This window comes from Variovorax sp. W2I14 (assembly GCF_050435205.1).
In the GTDB taxonomy this organism is placed as follows: Bacteria; Pseudomonadota; Gammaproteobacteria; order Burkholderiales; family Burkholderiaceae_C; genus Variovorax; species Variovorax paradoxus_C.
In genome coordinates this window covers 3,707,708-3,724,439 of the sequence record NZ_JBNDJX010000001.1, presented here as the reverse complement: position 1 = coordinate 3,724,439, position 16,732 = coordinate 3,707,708, and the positions used below count along the sequence as shown (strand labels likewise).

The window sequence follows — 16,732 nt, the reverse complement described above, 5'->3', positions numbered from 1 at the left end:
TCGGTGGCCGGGCATCCTTGAGTGAAGACAAACGCGAGATGGGTGGGTCGTCAGTCCGCCCGTGGGATCAGCACGGTGGGGGCCGTCGGTTCGGCGAGCGAAGGATAGTCGCGGCTGAAATGCAGCCCGCGGCTCTCGTGGCGGGCCTGGGCCGATCGCACGATCAGCTCGGCCACCTGGACCAGGTTGCGCAGCTCCAGCAGGTCGCGCGTGACATGGAAGTTCGCATAGAACTCCTGGATCTCGGCCTGCAGCAGCGCGATGCGGTGGCTCGCGCGCTCCAGGCGCTTGTTGGTGCGCACGATGCCCACGTAGTCCCACATGAAGCGGCGCAGCTCGTCCCAGTTGTGCGAGATGACGATGGCCTCGTCGGCATCGGTGACGCGGCTCTCGTCCCACGCGGGGATGGCGGCGCTGTCGTGCGTGGGCGCATCGGCGATGGCGCCCGCCGCGGCGCGCGCGAACACCATGCACTCGACCAGCGAATTGCTTGCGAGCCGGTTGGCGCCGTGCAGGCCGGTGCAGGCGGTCTCGCCGATGGCGTAGAGGCCCGGCACGTCGGTGCGGCCGGCAAGGTCGCTGAGCACCCCGCCGCACGTGTAGTGCGCGGCCGGCACCACGGGAATCGGCTCGCGTGTGATGTCGATGCCCAGCTCCGCGCAGCGCGCGAGGATGTTGGGGAAGTGTTCTTTCAGGAACGCGGTGGGCTGGTGCGAGATGTCGAGGTAGACGCAATCGAGGCCGTGCTTCTTCATCTCGAAATCGATGGCGCGCGCCACCACGTCGCGCGGGGCGAGTTCGGCGCGCTCGTCGTGTTTCGGCATGAAGCGTGTGCCGTCGGGCAACTTCAGCAAGCCGCCTTCACCGCGCACCGCCTCGCTGATCAGGAAGGACTTGGCATGCGGGTGGTACAGGCAGGTCGGGTGGAACTGGATGAACTCCATGTTCGACACCCGGCAGCCCGCGCGCCACGCGGCGGCGATGCCGTCGCCCGTGGCGGTGTCGGGGTTGGTCGTGTAGAGGTAGACCTTGCCCGCGCCGCCCGTCGCCAGGATGGTGTGCGGCGCGCGGAAGGCAAGCACCTCGTCGGTGGCGTCGTCCAGCGCGTAGAGGCCGACGCAGGCCGGGTCTTTCAGTCCGAGCTTGGTGCCGGTGACCAGGTCGACCAGCGTGTGGTGTTCGAAAAGCGTGATGTTCGGCGTGCGGCGCACCCGCTCGATCAGTACCTGCTGCACGGCCGCGCCAGTGGCGTCGGTCACATGCACGATGCGGCGCTGGCTGTGGCCGCCTTCGCGGGTCAGGTGCAGGTCGCCGCCTTCTTCGGAAAACGGCACGCCCAGCTCGCGCAACCAGCCGATGGCCTCGGGCGCGTGTTCGACGACGAAGCGCGTTGCCTCGGGATCGCACAGGCCCGCACCGGCGACCAGCGTGTCTTCCACATGCGCATCGAAGCTGTCGCCCGCGGCCAGCACCGCGGCGATGCCGCCCTGCGCCCAGGCGCTGGAGCCGTCGTTCAGCGCGCGCTTGGTGAGCACCGCCACGCGGTGCGTGGGTGCCAGGTGCAGCGCGGCGGAAAGGCCTGCGAGGCCGCTGCCGACGATGAGGACGTCGAAATCGAGCACTGCGGAATCCTCGGTGGTGGGGCGGTGTCAGGCCGGCGAATACGCCAGGCGAACGTAGATCGGCGCGAAGGCTTCGGCCTGCGTGATGTCGATCAGCGTTTCCTTCGCGAGCTCGAGCATCGCGATGAAGGTGACGATCAGCACGGGCGCGCCGCGCGACACGTCGAAGAGTTTTTCGAACTCCACGAAGCGCTGCCCCTGCAGGTGGCGCAGCACGATGCTCATGTGCTCGCGCACGTTGAGCTCTTCGCGCGAGATCTTGTGGTGCTGCACGAGCTTGGCGCGCTTCATGATGTCTGCCCACGCATCGCGCAGGTCAATCACGTTCACGTCCGGAAAGCGCGGCTTGAGCGACTGCTCGATGTAGACCTGCCCCTTCCAGAAGTCGCGGCCGTAGGTCGGCATCGCGCTGATGGCGGCGGCCTGCAGCTTGGTCTGCTCGTACTCGAGCAGGCGGCGCACGAGTTCGGCGCGCGGGTCTTCGGCCTCTTCGCCGTCGGCCACCTTCTTGGGCGGCAGCAGCATGCGCGACTTGATCTCGATCAGCATCGCGGCCATCAGCAAATACTCGGCCGCGAGTTCGAGGTTCGTCTGGCGGATCTCGTCGACGTAGCTCAGGTACTGCCGCGTGAGGCCCGCCATCGGGATGTCGAGGATGTTGAAGTTCTGCTTCCTGATCAGGTAAAGCAGCAGGTCGAGTGGACCTTCGAAGGCTTCGAGAAAGACCTGCAGCGCCTCGGGCGGGATGTACAGGTCCTTCGGCATCGCGAACAGCGGCTCGCCATAGAGCCTGGCGAGCGCGACCTGGTCGACCACCTCGGGCATGGCCATCACCGGCGTGTCGTTGTCCTCGTCTCTGCTGCTCATGGGGCGATCGCTATCAATTCAATAGCTATCGGCGCAATGCGGACGAGGGCTGGATGCCGAACCGGCACCATTTACTTGGATTGGGTCTGGTAGACGTACGGCTGCATCGGCACGCGGGCTTCGCTGTACTCCTCGAGCAGGCTGCGGTCGAGGTGCTTGTCCCAGAGGAGGGCGCGGCCGGCGCGCTGTTCGGCTTCCAGCGTCGGCTTCTTTTCTTTCATCTCCTCGATGAAATTGGTGATCTCGGAAGAGTAGTGGGGGCGGCGGAAGATGGACATAGACTGGACCTTTGTAGCCTGAATTTTACCGGGGACGGCATGGGACATCGGCAACAGTGGCAGATCGGCATGGCAACGGCGTTGCTGGCGGTGGTGATCGGGCTTGCGGGCTGCGACAACCAGCGCATCGCCGAACTCGAAGAAGGCGTCGCCACCGAAGCCGACGTGCGCACCAAATTCGGCCAGCCGGAGAACATCTGGGACGCACCCGACGGCGGCCGCGTCTTCGAATACAACCGCCAGCCCCAGGGCCAGAAGAACTACATGATCACCATCGGCCGCGACGGCAAGATGAGCGCGCTGCGCCAGGTGCTCACGCCCGAGAACTTCGCCAAGGTGCAGCCCGGGATGATGATGGAAGACCTGCGCAAGCTGCTCGGCAAGCCCGCCAAGGTCACACCCTATGCGCTCAAGCGCGAGACCGAATGGGAATGGCGCTGGGTGCAGCCGCCGAATTCGCCGATGGTGTTCACCGCGACGCTGAACGACGACCAGCGCGTGGTGCGCAGCGGCTCGTCGCCGGACCGGGCGACCGAAGCCAACTGATCAGCCTTCGGGCGTGTGCGGCCTTCCGGCCACCAGTTCCTCCGCGAACCCGGAGCGCTCGATCACCTCGCGCGGCTGCGGCTGCAGCGATTCGATCCGCAACACCCCGTCGCGCGCCAGCACCGCGCGATGCAACTGACGCAGCGCATCGATGCCGGTGGCATCCAGGTAGATGAGGTGTGTGGCGTCGAGCACCACCGTCATGCCGCGCGGCGCGCGCTCGGCCGCATTCACCGCCTCGTCGAGCTTGGCCGCCGCGCCGAAGAACAGCGCGCCGTAGATGCGGTAGGTGAGCACCGGCGGCTGCAGCGTCTCGAGCTCGACGCTGAAGAGCCCGGTCATGCGCCGGATGAAAAGCGCGCACGCGAGCACGATGCCCACCTGCACCGCCACCGTGAGATCGAACACGACGGTGAGAAAGAACGTGCCGAGCATCAGCAGCCGGTAGTGACGGCTGAAATGCCGCAACTGGCCCGGCGTGAACTCGCGCCACTCGCCCATGTTGAGGCCCACAAACACCAGGATGCCCGCCAGCACCGCAAGCGGCACATGGCGCGCGAGCGGTGCGGCCAGCAGCACCACGATCATCAGCGTCACCGCATGCACGATGCCCGCGATGGGCGAGTTGCCGCCCGAACGGATGTTCGTCACCGTGCGCGCGATGGTGCCGGTGGCCGGCATCCCTCCGAAGAAGGGCGTGACGATGTTCGCGATGCCCTGCGCCATCAGTTCCTGGTTCGGGTCGTGGCGCGGCTGGCCGCTCAGTTGGTCGGCCACGCGCGCGCACAGCAGCGACTCGATGGCGCCGAGCAGCGCGATGGTCAGCGTCGGCGTGACCAGTTGCTTGACCGTCTCCCACGAGAAATCGGGCAGCGCGAAGCCCGGAACGCCCTCGGGAATGCCGCCGAAGCGCGTGCCGATGGTCTCCACCGGCAGCGCGAAACCCCATGACACCAGCGTGAGCGTGACCAGCGCGACGATCGGCCCCGGCACGCGGGAGGCCATCTGCACCGCGCGCGTTTGCGCCAGATGCAGCGGCAGACGAGGCAGCCGCGGCCACAGCACCAGCCCTGCCACGCAGACGACGCCGAGCGCGAAGGCATACGGATTGAAGGTGCCGATCCGCAGCGCCATCGCATGGAGTTGCGAGAACACGTCGGCCGGCATCTTCTCGACCGAAAGGCCGAGCAGATCTTTCAGTTGCGACAGCAGGATCAGCACCGCGATGCCGTTGGTGAAGCCCACCACGATCGACAGCGGCACGAAACGCACCAGCCGCCCGAGCCCGAAGAGTCCCGCCGCGAACAGCAGGACGCCGGCGCAGGCGGTCGCGATGAGCAGGTTAGCCACGCCATAGCGCTCGACGATGCCGTAGACGATCACGATGAAAGCGCCGGCCGGCCCGCCGATCTGCACCGCCGAGCCGCCCAGGAGCGAGATCAAGAAGCCCGCGATGATCGCCGTCCAGATGCCGGCCTCGGGCTTGAGCCCCGACGCGATGGCGAAGGCCATGGCCAGCGGCAGCGCCACGATGCCGACCGTCGCGCCCGCGCCCAGGTCCTTGAGGAAACGCTCCCGGTTGTAGTCCGCCATTGCGTCCAGCAGGCGGGGGCGAAAGCGGGTGAGGTTCAGCGGGGATTGCATGGATGACCGATTGTGGCCCGCGTGCCCCGCCGAGAGGGCCGCAGGCCCCCATGCGTACTTTCGATGAACTTATCCGGAACGAAGGATGCAGATACAGTTTTCACATTAATTGACATTTAAAACTGGCATCACAGAGGGAGCCGGGCCCATGCACATCCTGCTTGTCGCAAGCGCGTTCAACAGCCTGACGCAGAGGGTTTTGGCCGAACTCCAGGACCGCGGCCACACCGTCGGCGTCGAGCTGGCCCTCGGCAACGACGACGCCTTGCGCGATGCGGTCCGCACGCATGCGCCTCAACTCATCGTGGCGCCGATGCTCACCACCGCGATCCCCGAGGACATCTGGCGCGCTCACACCTGCCTGATCGTCCACCCCGGCCCGCCGGGCGACCGCGGCCCGTCCTCGCTCGACTGGACGCTGCGGGAAGGCGCCGAAAGCTGGGGCGTCACCGTGCTCGAGGCCGTCGCCGAGATGGACGCGGGCGATGTCTGGGCCTGGTCGCCGCTGAAGGTGCCGCCGCTGGCCGGCAAGAGCGATCTCTACCGCGGCGAGGTGGCCGATGCGGCCATCGATGCGGTGCTGCTCGCGGTCGAGCGCTTCGCCTCGGGCACGTACAAGCCGAAGCGGCAGAAGGCGGCCGATCTCGCGGCGGGTTGGCGTCCGTTCCTGAAGCAGGCGGAGCGCCGCATCGACTGGACCACGGCGTCGACCGAGTCGGTGCTGCGCGAACTGCGCGCCGCCGACTCGCAACCCGGCGTGCTCGACGAACTGCTCGGCACGCAGTGGTACCTGCACGGCGCGTACCCCGAAGACGAGTTGCGCGGCACGCCCGGCGAACTGATCGCCACCCGCGCCGGCGCCATCTGCCGCGCCACGACGGACGGCGCGGTCTGGATCGTGCAACTGCGCCCCTGGCGCGCGCCGGGCTCGGGGCTCGCCAGCTTCAAGCTGCCGGCCGTCGATGCGCTCAGCGACCTGCTCCCCGCCGGCCTGCCCGAAGTGTCCGCGCCGCTGCAACTGCCGGCTGCGCGCCGCACCTGGACCGACATGCGCTACAGCGAGCACGGCGAGCATGGCGCGGTGGGCGTGCTGAACTTCTCGTTCCCCGGCGGCGCGATGAGCAGCGTGCAATGCCGCCGTCTGCTGGAGGCCTATCGCTTCGCCTGCACCCGACCGACGTCGGTGCTGGTGCTTGGCGGGCTGCGCGACTTTTTCTCGAACGGCATCCACCTCAACGTGATCGAGGCCGCGCCCGATCCGGCCGAGGAGTCGTGGGCCAACATCCACGCGATGAACGACCTGGTCGAGGCGGTGATCACCACCACGGACCGGCTCACCGTTGCGGCACCCGGCGGCAACGCCGCGGCCGGCGGCGTGATGCTCGCGCTCGCGGCGGACGAGGTGTGGTGCAGGGACGGCGCCATCCTCAACCCGCACTACAAACTCATGGGCCTCTACGGTTCCGAGTACTGGACCTACACCCTGCCGCGCCGCGTGGGCGGGGCCGAGGCCGAGCGGCTCACCCAATCGGCGCTGCCGGTGAGCGCGAAGCGCGCGGTCGAACTCGGCATGGCCGAGCGCGTTCTGCAGGCCGCGCCGGAAGAACTGGGCGATGAAGTGATGCGGCTCGCCACGCAGCTCGCGGCCTCGCCCGACCTGGCCGCCCGCATCGCGAAGAAGCAGGCGAAGCGCGCGGAAGACGAAGCGGTGAAGCCGCTGCAGCAGTACCGCGATGAAGAACTGACGCACATGCGCCGCAATTTCTTCGATCGCAGCGAGCCGCACGCGGCCTTGCGCTCGGCGTTCGTCCGCAAGGAAAAGGCGCAGCACACGCCCGCGCACGTCGCACGGCTGGGCCTGCCGCGCTGAATCCAGTGGCTTACTTGCTGTCCGGAATGACCGCGTCGGCCGCGGCGCCGACGGCCTTGCCGGTGATGCGCGCGGTGCCGATGGCTGCGTCGGCGGCCAGACCGACCGCGCCGGCACCTACGCTCACGGCGGTGCTGGCGACGGTGACCACCGCACAGCCGCTCGACAGCATGGCGCCGAGCAGCGCAAGAACCAGAAGTCGGGAGCGGGAACGGAGGCTTTGCATGCGCGGATTTTGCACCCGGCCCGGCGTTCGAACCTAGCCCTGCTCCAGCCCCGCCAGGATCGCCTCCCGGTCCTGGTCCAGCCGTGGTGGCTGCCGCAGCAACTGGGTGCGGTGTTCGCCGACGTGCACCGGATTGCCCGCGACCGTGAGGGAGCGGCCGCCCTGCGTCTTCACCTGCACCAGCATCTCGCGCGCCCGCACCTGCGGGTCTTTCACCACCGCGGCGACGTCGTTGTACTCGCCGGTCGGAATGTTGTGCGCCATCAGCAGCGCCTGCCAGTGTGCGCAGGGCGCGCAGGCCAGGCGCTGCTCCAGCAACTGCTTCAGCGTTTCGTGGTGCTGGCAGCGCGCGGGGTTGGTGGCAAAGCGCGCATCGTCCAGCAGCGCCGGCAGTTCGAGCGCAGCGCACAGGCGCTGGAACAACGCATCGTTGCCCGCCGCGATCACGAACCAGCCGTCCGCCGCGCGGAACACATCGAACGGCGTGATCGATGGATGCCGCGAGCCGATCGGGCCCGGTGCGCGCCCGTCGGCTTCCATGCGCGAGATCGCGTTCTCGAGCAGCGCGACCTGGCAATCGAGCATCGCCACGTCCACCCGGTCGCCGAGACCGGTGCGCCCGCGCTGCAGCAGCGCGGCTTGCGTGCCGATGGCTGCGTACAGGCCGGCGCCCAGGTCGCCGATCGACACGCCCACCCGCGTCGGCGGCGCACCCGGGTGGCCGGTGAGGCTCATGATGCCGCCCATCGCCTGCACCACCATGTCGTAGGCGGGGCGCTTGCTGTAGGGGCCCGTCTGGCCAAAACCCGAGACCGAGGTGAACACCAGTTTCGGAAAGCGCGCATGCAGCGTCGGCCAGTCGTAGCCGAGCTTCTCCATCGTGCCGGGCCGGAAGTTCTCGACCAGCACGTCGGCCGTGGCCAGCAGCCGTTCGAAGATGACTCGGTCGGTCGGCGCCTTCAGGTCCAACGCGATCGACTCCTTGTTGCGATTGACCGACATGAAGTAGGCCGAGTCGCCCTCCACGAACGGGCCGATCTGCCGCGCATCGTCGCCGAGGCCGGGCTGCTCCACCTTGATGACGCGCGCACCGAGGTCGGCGAGCAGCAGCGTGCAATAAGGCCCCGCGAGCACGCGCGTGAGGTCGACGACGGTGAAGCCCTGCAGCGGGCCGCCCGGCGTCATTCGACGGTCGCGCCGGAGCGCTCGGTGAGTTCCTTCGATTTCGCGCCTTCGGCCAGTGCCCAGGTGCGGAATTCGGCGAGCGACTTCGACGGCGCCGATTCGTTGCCCGACTTCTCCAGCCGCGCCTTCACATCAGGGTCGTTGAGCGCCGCCACGCTCGCGTCGAAGAGCTTCTGCGCCATCTCCGGCGGCAGGCCCGCGGGTGCGAAGAGGCCAAACCAGAAGGTGTAGTCGTAGCCTTTCACGCCCGCCTCGGCGACGCTCGGCACATCGGGAAAGAGCGGCGAGCGCTGGCCCGAGGTGACGGCCAGCACGCGCAGCTTCTGGCCCTGCGCCATCGGCAGCACCGAGGGCGGCGTGCCGAAGGTCAGTTGCACGTCGCCGGCGGCAACCGCCTGGATCGACGGGGCGCCGCCCTTGTACGGCACGTGGAGCATGGTCACGCCGGCTGCCTTCTCGAACGACAGGCCCGCCAGATGCGTGACCACGCCCGTGCCCGACGAGGAATACGCGAGCTTGCCGGGGTTCTGCCGCGCTTCGGCGATCAGCGCCTGCACGGTCTTGGCGCTCATGTCCTTGTTGACCGCGAGCAACATCGGCGCCGAGCTCCAGCGCGAGATCGGCACGAAGCTTTTCGCCCCGTCGTACTTCACGGCCTTGTAGAGCAGCTTGTCGCTGCCGTAGAGATTGCCGCTGCCCAGCAGCAGCGTGTAGCCGTCGGGTGCCGCGCGCGCGACCTGGTCCGATGCGATGGTGGTGCCCGCGCCGGGCTTGTTGTCGATGACGATGGGCTGCCCGAGAACCTTGGCGAGCTTGTCGCTCACGATGCGCGCCACGGTGTCGGCACCGCCGCCGGCGGGGAAGCCGACCACCAGGGTGATCGGGCGCGAGGGGTAGGTGTCCGCAAGGGCGCCGGCCGAGGTGAGCAGGGCAACGGCTGCAAAGGAAATGGTTCGAAGGGTGTTCACTTGTTGTCTCCTGTGTCGGGTCGAAGGGGAGGCCGCGCTCAGCGGCCCTTGAAGACCGGCGGGCGCTTCTCGCGCCAGGCACGGCCGCCCTCGGCCAGGTCTTCGGAGGCGACGGTGCGCTGCACCTCCCGCGAGATCGAAGCGGCATCGGCGGTGCCGCGCGCGATCTGGTTCAGGTGCTTCTTCATGCCGAGCAGCGCGAGCGGCGCCATGCCGGCGAGCGTGGTGCGAAGGCGCAGCACTTCGGCGTCGAGCGCCAGCGCGTTGTCGACCAGTTGCGTGAGAAATCCGCAGTCGAGCATCGCGGGGCCGTCGAGTTTTTCGGCAGTCAGGAAGAGGCGCTTGGCCGTGTCGAGCCCGAGCCGCGACACATAGCGCTCCATGCCGCTCTGGTAGTAGTGCAGGCCGAGCCGGGCCGCGGGCATGAACATCTCGGCGCTGCGCACCCCCACACGGAAATCGCAGGCCAGCACCAGGTCGGTGGCGCCGCCGAAAACGCCGCCATGCACCGCGGCGATGGTGACGGCACGGCAGTTTTCCAGCGCATCGACCATGTCACCGAAGCTGCTGCCCTCGGTCTGGCTGCTGGCGGCCACCTCTGATATATCGTAGCCGCTGCAAAAGTACTTGCCTTCGGAACGCAGGATCAGCACAAGCACCTCGGGCGAGCGATTCACCGTCTCCACGTGGCGAACGAGCTCGGGTAGATCCGCCGGCGTCAGCTTGTTGGCGGCGCTGGGGCGCCGCAGCGTCAGGTAGGCGACGTGGCCGTCGATCTCAAGTGAGGGAAGCATTGATGTACCAAACGAATGAATTGATATATCTGCAAGGTTAGCTAATATCCCGACTCCCATGCAACCCGCGAAAACCCTCGACACCAGCAGCCTGCAGGACCAGATCCGCAGCCGCCTCGAACACGACATCCTCGGAGGCACGTTGTCCCCCGGCATGCCCATCGATGAAAAGGCGCTCGCCCTGAGCTTCAACACCTCGCGAACGCCGGTGCGCGAGGCGCTGCTGTTGCTCAGCGCGCGGGGGTTGGTCGACATCGTTCCGCGCACCGGCATCTATGTGCGCCAGCTGCGCGCGAACGAACTCGTCGCGATGATGGAAGCGCTCGGCGAACTCGAAGGCGTGCTGGCGCGGCTGGCGGCCCTGCGCATCGGGCCGGCGCTGCGAGCCGAACTGCAACTTGCGCTCGACGGCACGGCGGCCCATGGCAGAGGCGGACGACGCTGAGGGCTACCAGCGCGCCAACGCCGCGCTGCACGACGTGATCTATCGCGCGAGCGGCAATCCGTTCATCGTCGAGCAGGCGCAGACGGTGCGCCTGCGCATCGCGGCCTACCGGGGGCGGATGTTCGAGAAGCCCGGCCGGCTCGCCGCTTCACAGCGGGAGCACGAGCGGGTGGTGGAGTGGATCCTCAAGGGCCATGCCGACAACGCCGCGGAGGCGATGCGGGACCACATCTCGGTCGGTGGCAAGGTGTTTGCCGACCTCGTGCTGAACAACAAGTTCAGCTAGTTCCTGGTTCGTGGTCAGCGAACCCGCATGCCCGGCGTTGCGCCCGGCCACGGTTCGAGCACGTGGATGCCCGGGTTGGCTTTTTCGTCGCCATGGCTCGCGGCCAGCACCATGCCTTCGCTGATGCCGAATTTCATCTTGCGCGGCGCGAGGTTCGCGACCAGCACCGTGAGCTTGCCCACGAGCTGCTCGGGCTGGTAGGCCGAGGCGATGCCGCTGAAGACGTTGCGGGTCTTGCCTTCGCCCGCGTCGAGCGTCAGGCGCAGCAGCTTGGTCGAGCCCTCGACCTTCTCGCAGGCCACGATCTTGGCGATGCGCAGGTCGATCTTCACGAAGTCGTCGATGGTGATCGTCGGCGCGATGGCTTCGCCGCCGGGCAGCGCATCTGCTGCGGCTTCCACGACAGCGGCGGCCACGGGTTCAGGCGCATCGAACAGCTTGTCGACGACCTTCGCATCGGCACGCTGCATCAGGTGCTTGTAGTCGCCGATCGCATGGCCTGCGGGCAGAGGCTGCGCGGCATCGGACCAGACCAGCGGCGAAATCTTCAGGAACGCCTCGACGTTCACCGCAAGCGCCGGCAGCACCGGCTTCAGGTACAGCGTGAGCAGGCGGAAGGCCTCGATGCACACGGTGCACACATCGTGCAGGCGCGCCTCGGCGCCTTCCTTCTTGGCCAGCTCCCAGGGCTTGTTCTGGTCGACGTATTCGTTCACCTTGTCGGCCAGTGCCATCACCTCGCGCAGCGCACGGGCGTAGTCGCGGCCGTCGTACAGCGAATGGATCTGGCCGGCCGCCTCGCGCAGCGCGAACAGCAGCGCATCGCCATCGGCCGACACGTCGCCCAGCTTGCCGCCGAAGCGCTTGCCGATGAAGCCCGCCGCGCGGCTCGCGATGTTGATGTACTTGCCCACGAGGTCGCTGTTGACGCGCGCGACGAAGTCCTCGGGGTTGAAGTCGATGTCTTCGTTGCGGCCGTTGAGCTTGGCCGCGATGTAGTAGCGCAGCCACTCGGGGTCCAGGCCGATCGAGAGGTACTTGAGCGGATCGATGCCGGTGCCGCGGCTCTTGCTCATCTTCTCGCCGTCTTTCAGCGTGAGATGGCCGTGCACATACACCGCATCAGGCGCCTTGCGGCCGCTGAAGTGCAGCATCGCGGGCCAAAACAGCGTGTGGAAGGTGATGATGTCCTTGCCGATGAAGTGCACCTGCTCCAGGTCCGGGTCGGCCATGTACTCGGTGTACGAGATGCCGTCGCCGCCCAGTTCGATGCAGCGCTTGTCCAGCAGGTTCTTGAGCGACGCCAGGTAGCCCACGGGCGCGTCGAGCCACACGTAGAAGTACTTGCCCGGCGCATCGGGGATCTCGATGCCGAAGTAGGGCGCGTCGCGGCTGATGTCCCAGTCGCCCAGGCCTCCCTTGCCTTCGTCGTCCTTGTAGAGCCATTCGCGGATCTTGTTCTGCACCTCGATCTGCACATGGCCCGGGGCGGCGGTCCATTCCTTCAGGTAAGCCTCGCAGCGCGGGTCCGAGAGCTTGAAGAAGAAGTGGTCCGAGCTGCGCAGCTCGGGCTTGGCGCCCGAGAGGGCCGAGTAGGGGTTGATCAGCTCGGTGGGCGCGTACACGGCGCCGCACACTTCGCAGTTGTCGCCGTACTGGTCCTTCGAATGGCAGTTCGGGCACTCGCCCTTGATGAAGCGGTCGGCCAGGAACATGCCCTTTTCAGGGTCGTAGAACTGCTCGACGCTCTTGGTCTCGATGAGGCCGTTGGCGCGCAGGTCGCGGTAGATGTCCTGCGCGAGCTGGTGGTTTTCTGGCGCGTCGGTCGAGTGCCAGTTGTCGAAGGAGATGTAGTAGCCGTCGAGGTAGGGCTTGCGGCCCGCGGCGATCTCGGCCACGAAGGCCTGCGGCGTCACGCCGGCCTTGTCGGCCGCGATGGTGATGGCCGCGCCGTGCGCGTCGTCGGCGCAGACGAAGTTGACCTCGGCGCCATTCATTCGCTGGTTCCGCACCCAGATGTCGGCCTGGATGTATTCCATCATGTGGCCGATATGGAACTTGCCGTTGGCATACGGCAGGGCGGTGGTGACGAAGAGCTTGCGCGGGGCGGACATCGGGGAGGGCGCTTTCGGGGAGTGACGAACTGGCATCGGAGGCGGCGAGCGCCGCGCATCCGGGAACCGGGCATTTTAGGTGGGCGCGTGCAGCCTGTGCCCGACCCCGTGTTTGAGGGCGCGAGTGACCCACGAAACCGCGGGGTGTCTCGCGCGCGACGTATGCTTCGACCCCCGATACAGAACGCCAGAAAGCGAGCCGCAGCCGATGACCACCCCCATTCCCGCAACCCTCATTCCCGGCGATGGCATCGGCCCCGAAATCGTCGACGCCACCCTCGCCGCGCTCGATGCGCTGAAGGCGCCCTTCACCTGGGACACCCAGATCGCTGGCCTCGGCGGCGTGAAGGCTTCGGGCGATCCGCTGCCCAAGGCCACGCTCGACAGCATCCGCACCACCCGCCTTGCGCTCAAGGGCCCGCTCGAAACGCCGTCGGGCGGCGGCTACCGCTCGTCGAACGTGCGGCTGCGGGAGGAATTCCAGCTCTACGCCAACCTGCGTCCCGCGCGCACCATCATTCCGGGTGGCCGCTTCGACAAGATCGATCTGATGATCGTGCGAGAGAACCTCGAGGGCCTCTACATCGGCCACGAGCACTACGTGCGCATCGACGGCGACCCGCATGCCGTGGGCATGGCCACCGGCATCAACACGCGGCAGGGCTGCCGCCGGGTGCTCGAGTACGCGTTCGAGACCGCCATCGCCACCGGCCGCAAGAAGGTCACGCTGGTGCACAAGGCCAACATCATGAAGGTGCTGACCGGCCTGTTCCTGGAGACGGGCGAGCAGCTCTACGCGGAGAAGTACAAGGGCAAATTCGAACTCGACTCGATCATCGTGGACGCCTGCGCGATGAAGCTGGTGCTCAACCCCTGGCAGTTCGACATGCTGGTGACGACCAACCTGTTCGGCGACATCCTCTCGGACCTCGTGGCCGGCCTTGTCGGCGGCCTGGGCATGGCGCCGGGCGCCAACATCGGCACCGATGCGGCGATCTTCGAAGCGGTGCACGGCTCGGCGCCCGACATCGCCGGCAAGGGCATCGCCAATCCCACCGCGCTGCTGCTGGCCGCCGCGATGATGCTCGACCACACGAAGATGCCCGAGTTGGCCACGCGCCTGCGCACGGCGATCGACCAGACGCTGAACATCGACAACGTGCGCACCGGCGACCTGGGCGGCACTGCGAACACCGCCGCGTTCACGAAGGCGCTGGTCAGCCGCATCAACGGCGGTTGATCGGAACGCAGGCGAAGGCGCAGCCGGCCATGAGAAAGCTTCTGCTTCTGCTGGCCGTCGTCCTTGCGAGCTGCGCGTCCGTTGCGGCAGACCCGCGCTACACGGTGGTGAAGGTCGACCTTCGCACCGAGAAGCTCGCGCTGTTACTGAACGATGAAACCGGCGTGGCGTTCAAGCGCTTCGACCGCCTCGATGCCTGGCTGAAGGCGCACGGCCGGCAGCTCGTCTTCGCGGTCAATGCCGGCATGTATCACGCCGATTTTTCGCCGGTCGGGCTCTTCGTGCGCGATGGCCGCGAAGAGGCGCCGCTCAACCTCGCGAGCGGCACCGGCAACTTCTTCCTGAAGCCGAACGGCGTGTTCCTCGTCACCGACGACGGCCCCCGCGTGATCGAGTCTTCGGAGTACCCGGCGCTCGCCAAGCGCGGCGGCGTGCGGCTGGCCACTCAATCCGGCCCGCTGCTGCTGCGCCACGGCGCGCTGCACCCAGCGCTCATTCCGAATTCGGACTCGCGCAAGATCCGCAACGGCGTCTGCGCGATCGGCCACACGGCGATCTTCGTGATGAGCGAGACGCCGGTGAACTTCCACGATTTCGCGCTGTACTTTCGCGACGTGCTGCACTGCCGCGATGCCCTGTACCTCGATGGCACTGTCTCGGCGCTGTACTCGAAGGCATTGGGGCGCAGCGACTTCGTGCGCGACCTGGGGCCGATACTCGGCGTGGTGTCGCCATGAACCCGTCGGCGGCCCCTTGTGTCTTCACTTTCGAATCCTGCCTCTGAGCCATGTCCACACCGCTGCCCATCCTGTCCCTCCTTGAAACCCGCGTGCTCGGCGTGCTCGCCGAAAAGCAGCGCACCGTGCCCGACAGCTATCCGCTCACGCTCAATTCGCTGGTGTCGGGCTGCAACCAGAAGACCAGCCGCAACCCGGTGCTCGAACTCACCGAATCGCAGATCCAGTCCGCCATCGACAGTCTGAAGGGCTACAGCCTTGTCGCGGAAAGCAGCGGCGGCCGCGCGTTCCGCTACGAGCACAACATCGACCGTGTGCTGCGCATTCCCTCGCAGTCGGTGATCCTGCTCACTGTGCTGATGCTGCGCGGGCCGCAAACGGCCGGCGAACTGCGCATCGCCTGCGACCGCATGCACAACTTCGCGGACATCTCCTCGGTCGAGGGTTTCCTCGACGAGCTTGCGGAGCGGCCTGCCGGTGCGCTGGTGGTGAAGCTGGCGCGTCTGCCGGGCGCGCGCGAAAGCCGCTGGGCGCATCTTCTGAGTGGGCAGCCTGCGGAAGAAGTGGCGGGCCCGGCCGGCGCTTCGGGCGACGGGGCCTATGCCTCGCACGACGCATCGCTCGGCGAGGTCGCGGCGCTCAAAGCCAATGTGGCGCGGCTCGAAGCCGAGTTGGCATCGCTGAAGGCGCTGGTGGCGAGGGTGTGCTCGGAACTCGGGATTTCCGAGGCGGGCTGACCGCGCTGATTTCGCGTTGCGGCGGACCTGCGTTATCTTGCGCAGCACATGAAACCTCCGGTCTCGCTCATCCTCACCTGCGTCGCGGCTTTCCTGGCCATGGGCGTCGGGCTCATCGTGATCTCGTTGGTCGCTGCTGCCGTGCTGCCCCGGGGAAATCGCGTGGCCGACCACCTCCGGGAATTTGCAGGACGGGTCCCGCTGTTCATGCTCGGCGGCCTCGCGCGGCTGAGTGACCTCATTCCACTGGCCATCATCCTGACGGTGATCGTGGCGTGGCTCTTCCTGTGAAGCACGCCTGTCCACGTTGCCGGAAGCCGGGCATCGACGGCCTCGCGAAGCGCTGGTCCAGCCGCGGCTCCCCTGCGAAGTGCGAAGCCTGCGGCGGTCTTTGCCATGTGCTCGCAAGCACATCCAGCGGTATCTGGGCGGCAGGCGTCCTGACCGTCCTGGTATCGCTGATCGCCGCTGTCGGTCTGCATTCACCCTTGTTCGTCCCCAGCGGCCTGGTGCTGGCCTTGGCCTGCAACCTCTGGGCATGGAAGCGCGCCAAGCTGTGGCCGATCTCCAAGGAAAGCGCGGCCAGTGCGACGACCGCGAACTGGTTCATCACGGGCATTGCGGTGCTCCTCGGGCTTTCCTGAGGCGAATCCACCGCCCGCGCAGCCCGTGCGCTGCCTACCCCACCGGTTCCGGCCGCACCGGCACATCCAGGCTGACCTTCACCGGGTCCATGGTGACCAGCGTGCGAAATCGCTTCACGTTGTTGCTCTGGAAAAAAAGCTGCCGGCTCAGCGCGGTGTACTGCGCCATGTCCTGCACGACGAGGATGAGGATGAAGTCCCACTCGCCCGTCACGTAGTAGCACTGCTGCACCTGCGGGCAGGCCCTGAAACTCTGTTTCATCGCATCGAGCAGATCGATGCGCTCGCTCTCGACTTCCACCTCGGCCACGATGGACAACGGGTGGCCCAGCGTCGCAGGGGCCAGCACCGCGCCGTAGCGCCGGATCACGCCGTCGTCGCGCATGCGCTTGAGCCGCCGGTTGACGGCCGCCGTCGACAGGTGGACGCGCTCGCCCAGTTCGCTTTGCGACATGCGGCTGTCGATCTGGATCAATTCCAGCAGGCGAAGGTCGAGGGCATCGAGGGGAGAGGAGGTCATGCAGGCCGT

The 16,732-nt window shown here is 67.2% G+C and carries 17 protein-coding genes and 1 pseudogene; 8 read left to right on the top strand and 10 right to left on the bottom strand.

Going from position 1 to position 16,732, the window contains the following annotated elements; all coding sequences use genetic code 11:
* Positions 1 to 50: 50 nt before the first annotated feature.
* The 3 genes from nadB to QF040_RS17410 all read right to left on the bottom strand — a co-directional run bounded on the left by nadB (position 51) and on the right by QF040_RS17410 (position 2,767).
* On the bottom strand, positions 51 to 1,622 hold the full coding sequence (nadB, locus tag QF040_RS17420) for an L-aspartate oxidase (RefSeq protein WP_429612111.1): 1,572 nt from the start codon (positions 1,620 to 1,622) through the stop codon (positions 51 to 53).
* Positions 1,623 to 1,649: 27 nt separating this feature from the next.
* On the bottom strand, positions 1,650 to 2,489 hold the full coding sequence (locus QF040_RS17415; RefSeq protein ID WP_013543128.1) for a segregation and condensation protein A: 840 nt from the start codon (positions 2,487 to 2,489) through the stop codon (positions 1,650 to 1,652).
* A 71-nt stretch (positions 2,490 to 2,560) separates the two neighbouring features.
* Positions 2,561 to 2,767 carry a DUF3460 family protein gene (locus tag QF040_RS17410; RefSeq protein WP_013543127.1) on the bottom strand — a complete coding sequence of 69 codons (207 nt, stop codon included), beginning with the start codon at positions 2,765 to 2,767 and terminating at the stop codon, positions 2,561 to 2,563.
* 69 nt (positions 2,768 to 2,836) lie between these two features.
* On the opposite strand from QF040_RS17410, the gene QF040_RS17405 reads away from it, so the two are divergent.
* Positions 2,837 to 3,313: an outer membrane protein assembly factor BamE gene (locus QF040_RS17405; protein ID WP_176659849.1), complete on the top strand. Its 477-nt coding sequence runs from the start codon at positions 2,837 to 2,839 to the stop codon at positions 3,311 to 3,313.
* On the opposite strand, the gene QF040_RS17400 is transcribed toward QF040_RS17405, so the two are convergent.
* On the bottom strand, positions 3,314 to 4,957 hold the full coding sequence (locus tag QF040_RS17400; RefSeq protein ID WP_429612110.1) for a SulP family inorganic anion transporter: 1,644 nt from the start codon (positions 4,955 to 4,957) through the stop codon (positions 3,314 to 3,316).
* Positions 4,958 to 5,105: 148 nt separating this feature from the next.
* On the opposite strand from QF040_RS17400, the gene QF040_RS17395 reads away from it, so the two are divergent.
* On the top strand, positions 5,106 to 6,827 hold the full coding sequence (locus tag QF040_RS17395; RefSeq protein WP_429612109.1) for an enoyl-CoA hydratase-related protein: 1,722 nt from the start codon (positions 5,106 to 5,108) through the stop codon (positions 6,825 to 6,827).
* Positions 6,828 to 6,837: 10 nt separating this feature from the next.
* On the opposite strand, the gene QF040_RS17390 is transcribed toward QF040_RS17395, so the two are convergent.
* The 4 genes from QF040_RS17390 to QF040_RS17375 are packed head-to-tail and all read right to left on the bottom strand — an operon-like array spanning position 6,838 to position 10,000.
* Complete coding sequence (locus tag QF040_RS17390) at positions 6,838 to 7,053, bottom strand: hypothetical protein (protein WP_429612108.1); 216 nt, start codon at positions 7,051 to 7,053, stop codon at positions 6,838 to 6,840.
* A 33-nt stretch (positions 7,054 to 7,086) separates the two neighbouring features.
* On the bottom strand, positions 7,087 to 8,238 hold the full coding sequence (locus QF040_RS17385) for a CaiB/BaiF CoA transferase family protein (RefSeq protein WP_429612107.1): 1,152 nt from the start codon (positions 8,236 to 8,238) through the stop codon (positions 7,087 to 7,089).
* The gene (locus tag QF040_RS17380; protein WP_429612106.1) at positions 8,235 to 9,206 is read right to left on the bottom strand and encodes a Bug family tripartite tricarboxylate transporter substrate binding protein; all 972 of its coding nucleotides are present in this window, start codon (positions 9,204 to 9,206) and stop codon (positions 8,235 to 8,237) included. Before QF040_RS17380 ends, QF040_RS17385 begins: the two co-directional genes overlap by 4 nt.
* A gap of 38 nt (positions 9,207 to 9,244) precedes the next feature.
* On the bottom strand, positions 9,245 to 10,000 hold the full coding sequence (locus QF040_RS17375) for an enoyl-CoA hydratase/isomerase family protein (RefSeq protein ID WP_429612105.1): 756 nt from the start codon (positions 9,998 to 10,000) through the stop codon (positions 9,245 to 9,247).
* A 58-nt stretch (positions 10,001 to 10,058) separates the two neighbouring features.
* Between QF040_RS17375 and QF040_RS17370 the strand changes: the two are divergent.
* A pseudogene (locus tag QF040_RS17370) lies at positions 10,059 to 10,731 on the top strand (GntR family transcriptional regulator).
* 14 nt (positions 10,732 to 10,745) lie between these two features.
* On the opposite strand, the gene metG reads toward QF040_RS17370, so the two are convergent.
* Entirely contained in the window at positions 10,746 to 12,845 is a 2,100-nt protein-coding gene (metG, locus tag QF040_RS17365) for a methionine--tRNA ligase (RefSeq protein ID WP_429612104.1), read from the bottom strand.
* A gap of 208 nt (positions 12,846 to 13,053) precedes the next feature.
* Between metG and QF040_RS17360 the strand changes: the two genes are divergently transcribed.
* The 5 genes from QF040_RS17360 to QF040_RS17340 are packed head-to-tail and all read left to right on the top strand — an operon-like array spanning position 13,054 to position 16,203.
* Positions 13,054 to 14,085 (top strand): isocitrate/isopropylmalate dehydrogenase family protein, encoded by a 1,032-nt coding sequence (locus QF040_RS17360; RefSeq protein WP_093438096.1) that lies wholly within the window; start codon positions 13,054 to 13,056, stop codon positions 14,083 to 14,085.
* Between the two features lie 29 nt (positions 14,086 to 14,114).
* Positions 14,115 to 14,822, top strand: a complete 708-nt coding sequence (locus QF040_RS17355) for a phosphodiester glycosidase family protein (protein ID WP_429612103.1) — start codon at positions 14,115 to 14,117, stop codon at positions 14,820 to 14,822.
* 50 nt (positions 14,823 to 14,872) lie between these two features.
* Positions 14,873 to 15,559: a YceH family protein gene (locus QF040_RS17350; RefSeq protein ID WP_429612102.1), complete on the top strand. Its 687-nt coding sequence runs from the start codon at positions 14,873 to 14,875 to the stop codon at positions 15,557 to 15,559.
* Positions 15,560 to 15,607: 48 nt separating this feature from the next.
* Positions 15,608 to 15,850: a hypothetical protein gene (locus QF040_RS17345; RefSeq protein ID WP_429612101.1), complete on the top strand. Its 243-nt coding sequence runs from the start codon at positions 15,608 to 15,610 to the stop codon at positions 15,848 to 15,850.
* A complete protein-coding gene (locus tag QF040_RS17340; protein ID WP_429612100.1) occupies positions 15,847 to 16,203 on the top strand; it encodes a hypothetical protein in 357 nt (118 codons plus the stop codon). The genes QF040_RS17345 and QF040_RS17340 overlap by 4 nt, the downstream gene beginning before the upstream one ends.
* 34 nt (positions 16,204 to 16,237) lie before the next feature.
* Here QF040_RS17340 and QF040_RS17335 read toward each other — a convergent pair whose 3' ends face one another.
* Positions 16,238 to 16,723, bottom strand: coding sequence for an Lrp/AsnC family transcriptional regulator (locus QF040_RS17335; RefSeq protein ID WP_429612099.1), 486 nt, complete (start codon positions 16,721 to 16,723; stop codon positions 16,238 to 16,240).
* Positions 16,724 to 16,732 lie beyond the last annotated feature (9 nt).

Coding starts and splice junctions, on each gene's coding strand:
- QF040_RS17415 (WP_013543128.1), bottom strand. CDS start 2,489: ATGAGCAGCAGAGACGAGGACAACGACACGCCGGTGATGGCCATGCCC.
- QF040_RS17410 (WP_013543127.1), bottom strand. CDS start 2,767: ATGTCCATCTTCCGCCGCCCCCACTACTCTTCCGAGATCACCAATTTC.
- QF040_RS17405 (WP_176659849.1), top strand. CDS start 2,837: ATGGCAACGGCGTTGCTGGCGGTGGTGATCGGGCTTGCGGGCTGCGAC.
- QF040_RS17400 (WP_429612110.1), bottom strand. CDS start 4,957: ATGCAATCCCCGCTGAACCTCACCCGCTTTCGCCCCCGCCTGCTGGAC.
- QF040_RS17395 (WP_429612109.1), top strand. CDS start 5,106: ATGCACATCCTGCTTGTCGCAAGCGCGTTCAACAGCCTGACGCAGAGG.
- QF040_RS17390 (WP_429612108.1), bottom strand. CDS start 7,053: ATGCAAAGCCTCCGTTCCCGCTCCCGACTTCTGGTTCTTGCGCTGCTC.
- QF040_RS17385 (WP_429612107.1), bottom strand. CDS start 8,238: ATGACGCCGGGCGGCCCGCTGCAGGGCTTCACCGTCGTCGACCTCACG.
- QF040_RS17375 (WP_429612105.1), bottom strand. CDS start 10,000: ATGCTTCCCTCACTTGAGATCGACGGCCACGTCGCCTACCTGACGCTG.
- metG (WP_429612104.1), bottom strand. CDS start 12,845: ATGTCCGCCCCGCGCAAGCTCTTCGTCACCACCGCCCTGCCGTATGCC.
- QF040_RS17360 (WP_093438096.1), top strand. CDS start 13,054: ATGACCACCCCCATTCCCGCAACCCTCATTCCCGGCGATGGCATCGGC.
- QF040_RS17355 (WP_429612103.1), top strand. CDS start 14,115: ATGAGAAAGCTTCTGCTTCTGCTGGCCGTCGTCCTTGCGAGCTGCGCG.
- QF040_RS17350 (WP_429612102.1), top strand. CDS start 14,873: ATGTCCACACCGCTGCCCATCCTGTCCCTCCTTGAAACCCGCGTGCTC.
- QF040_RS17345 (WP_429612101.1), top strand. CDS start 15,608: ATGAAACCTCCGGTCTCGCTCATCCTCACCTGCGTCGCGGCTTTCCTG.
- QF040_RS17335 (WP_429612099.1), bottom strand. CDS start 16,723: ATGACCTCCTCTCCCCTCGATGCCCTCGACCTTCGCCTGCTGGAATTG.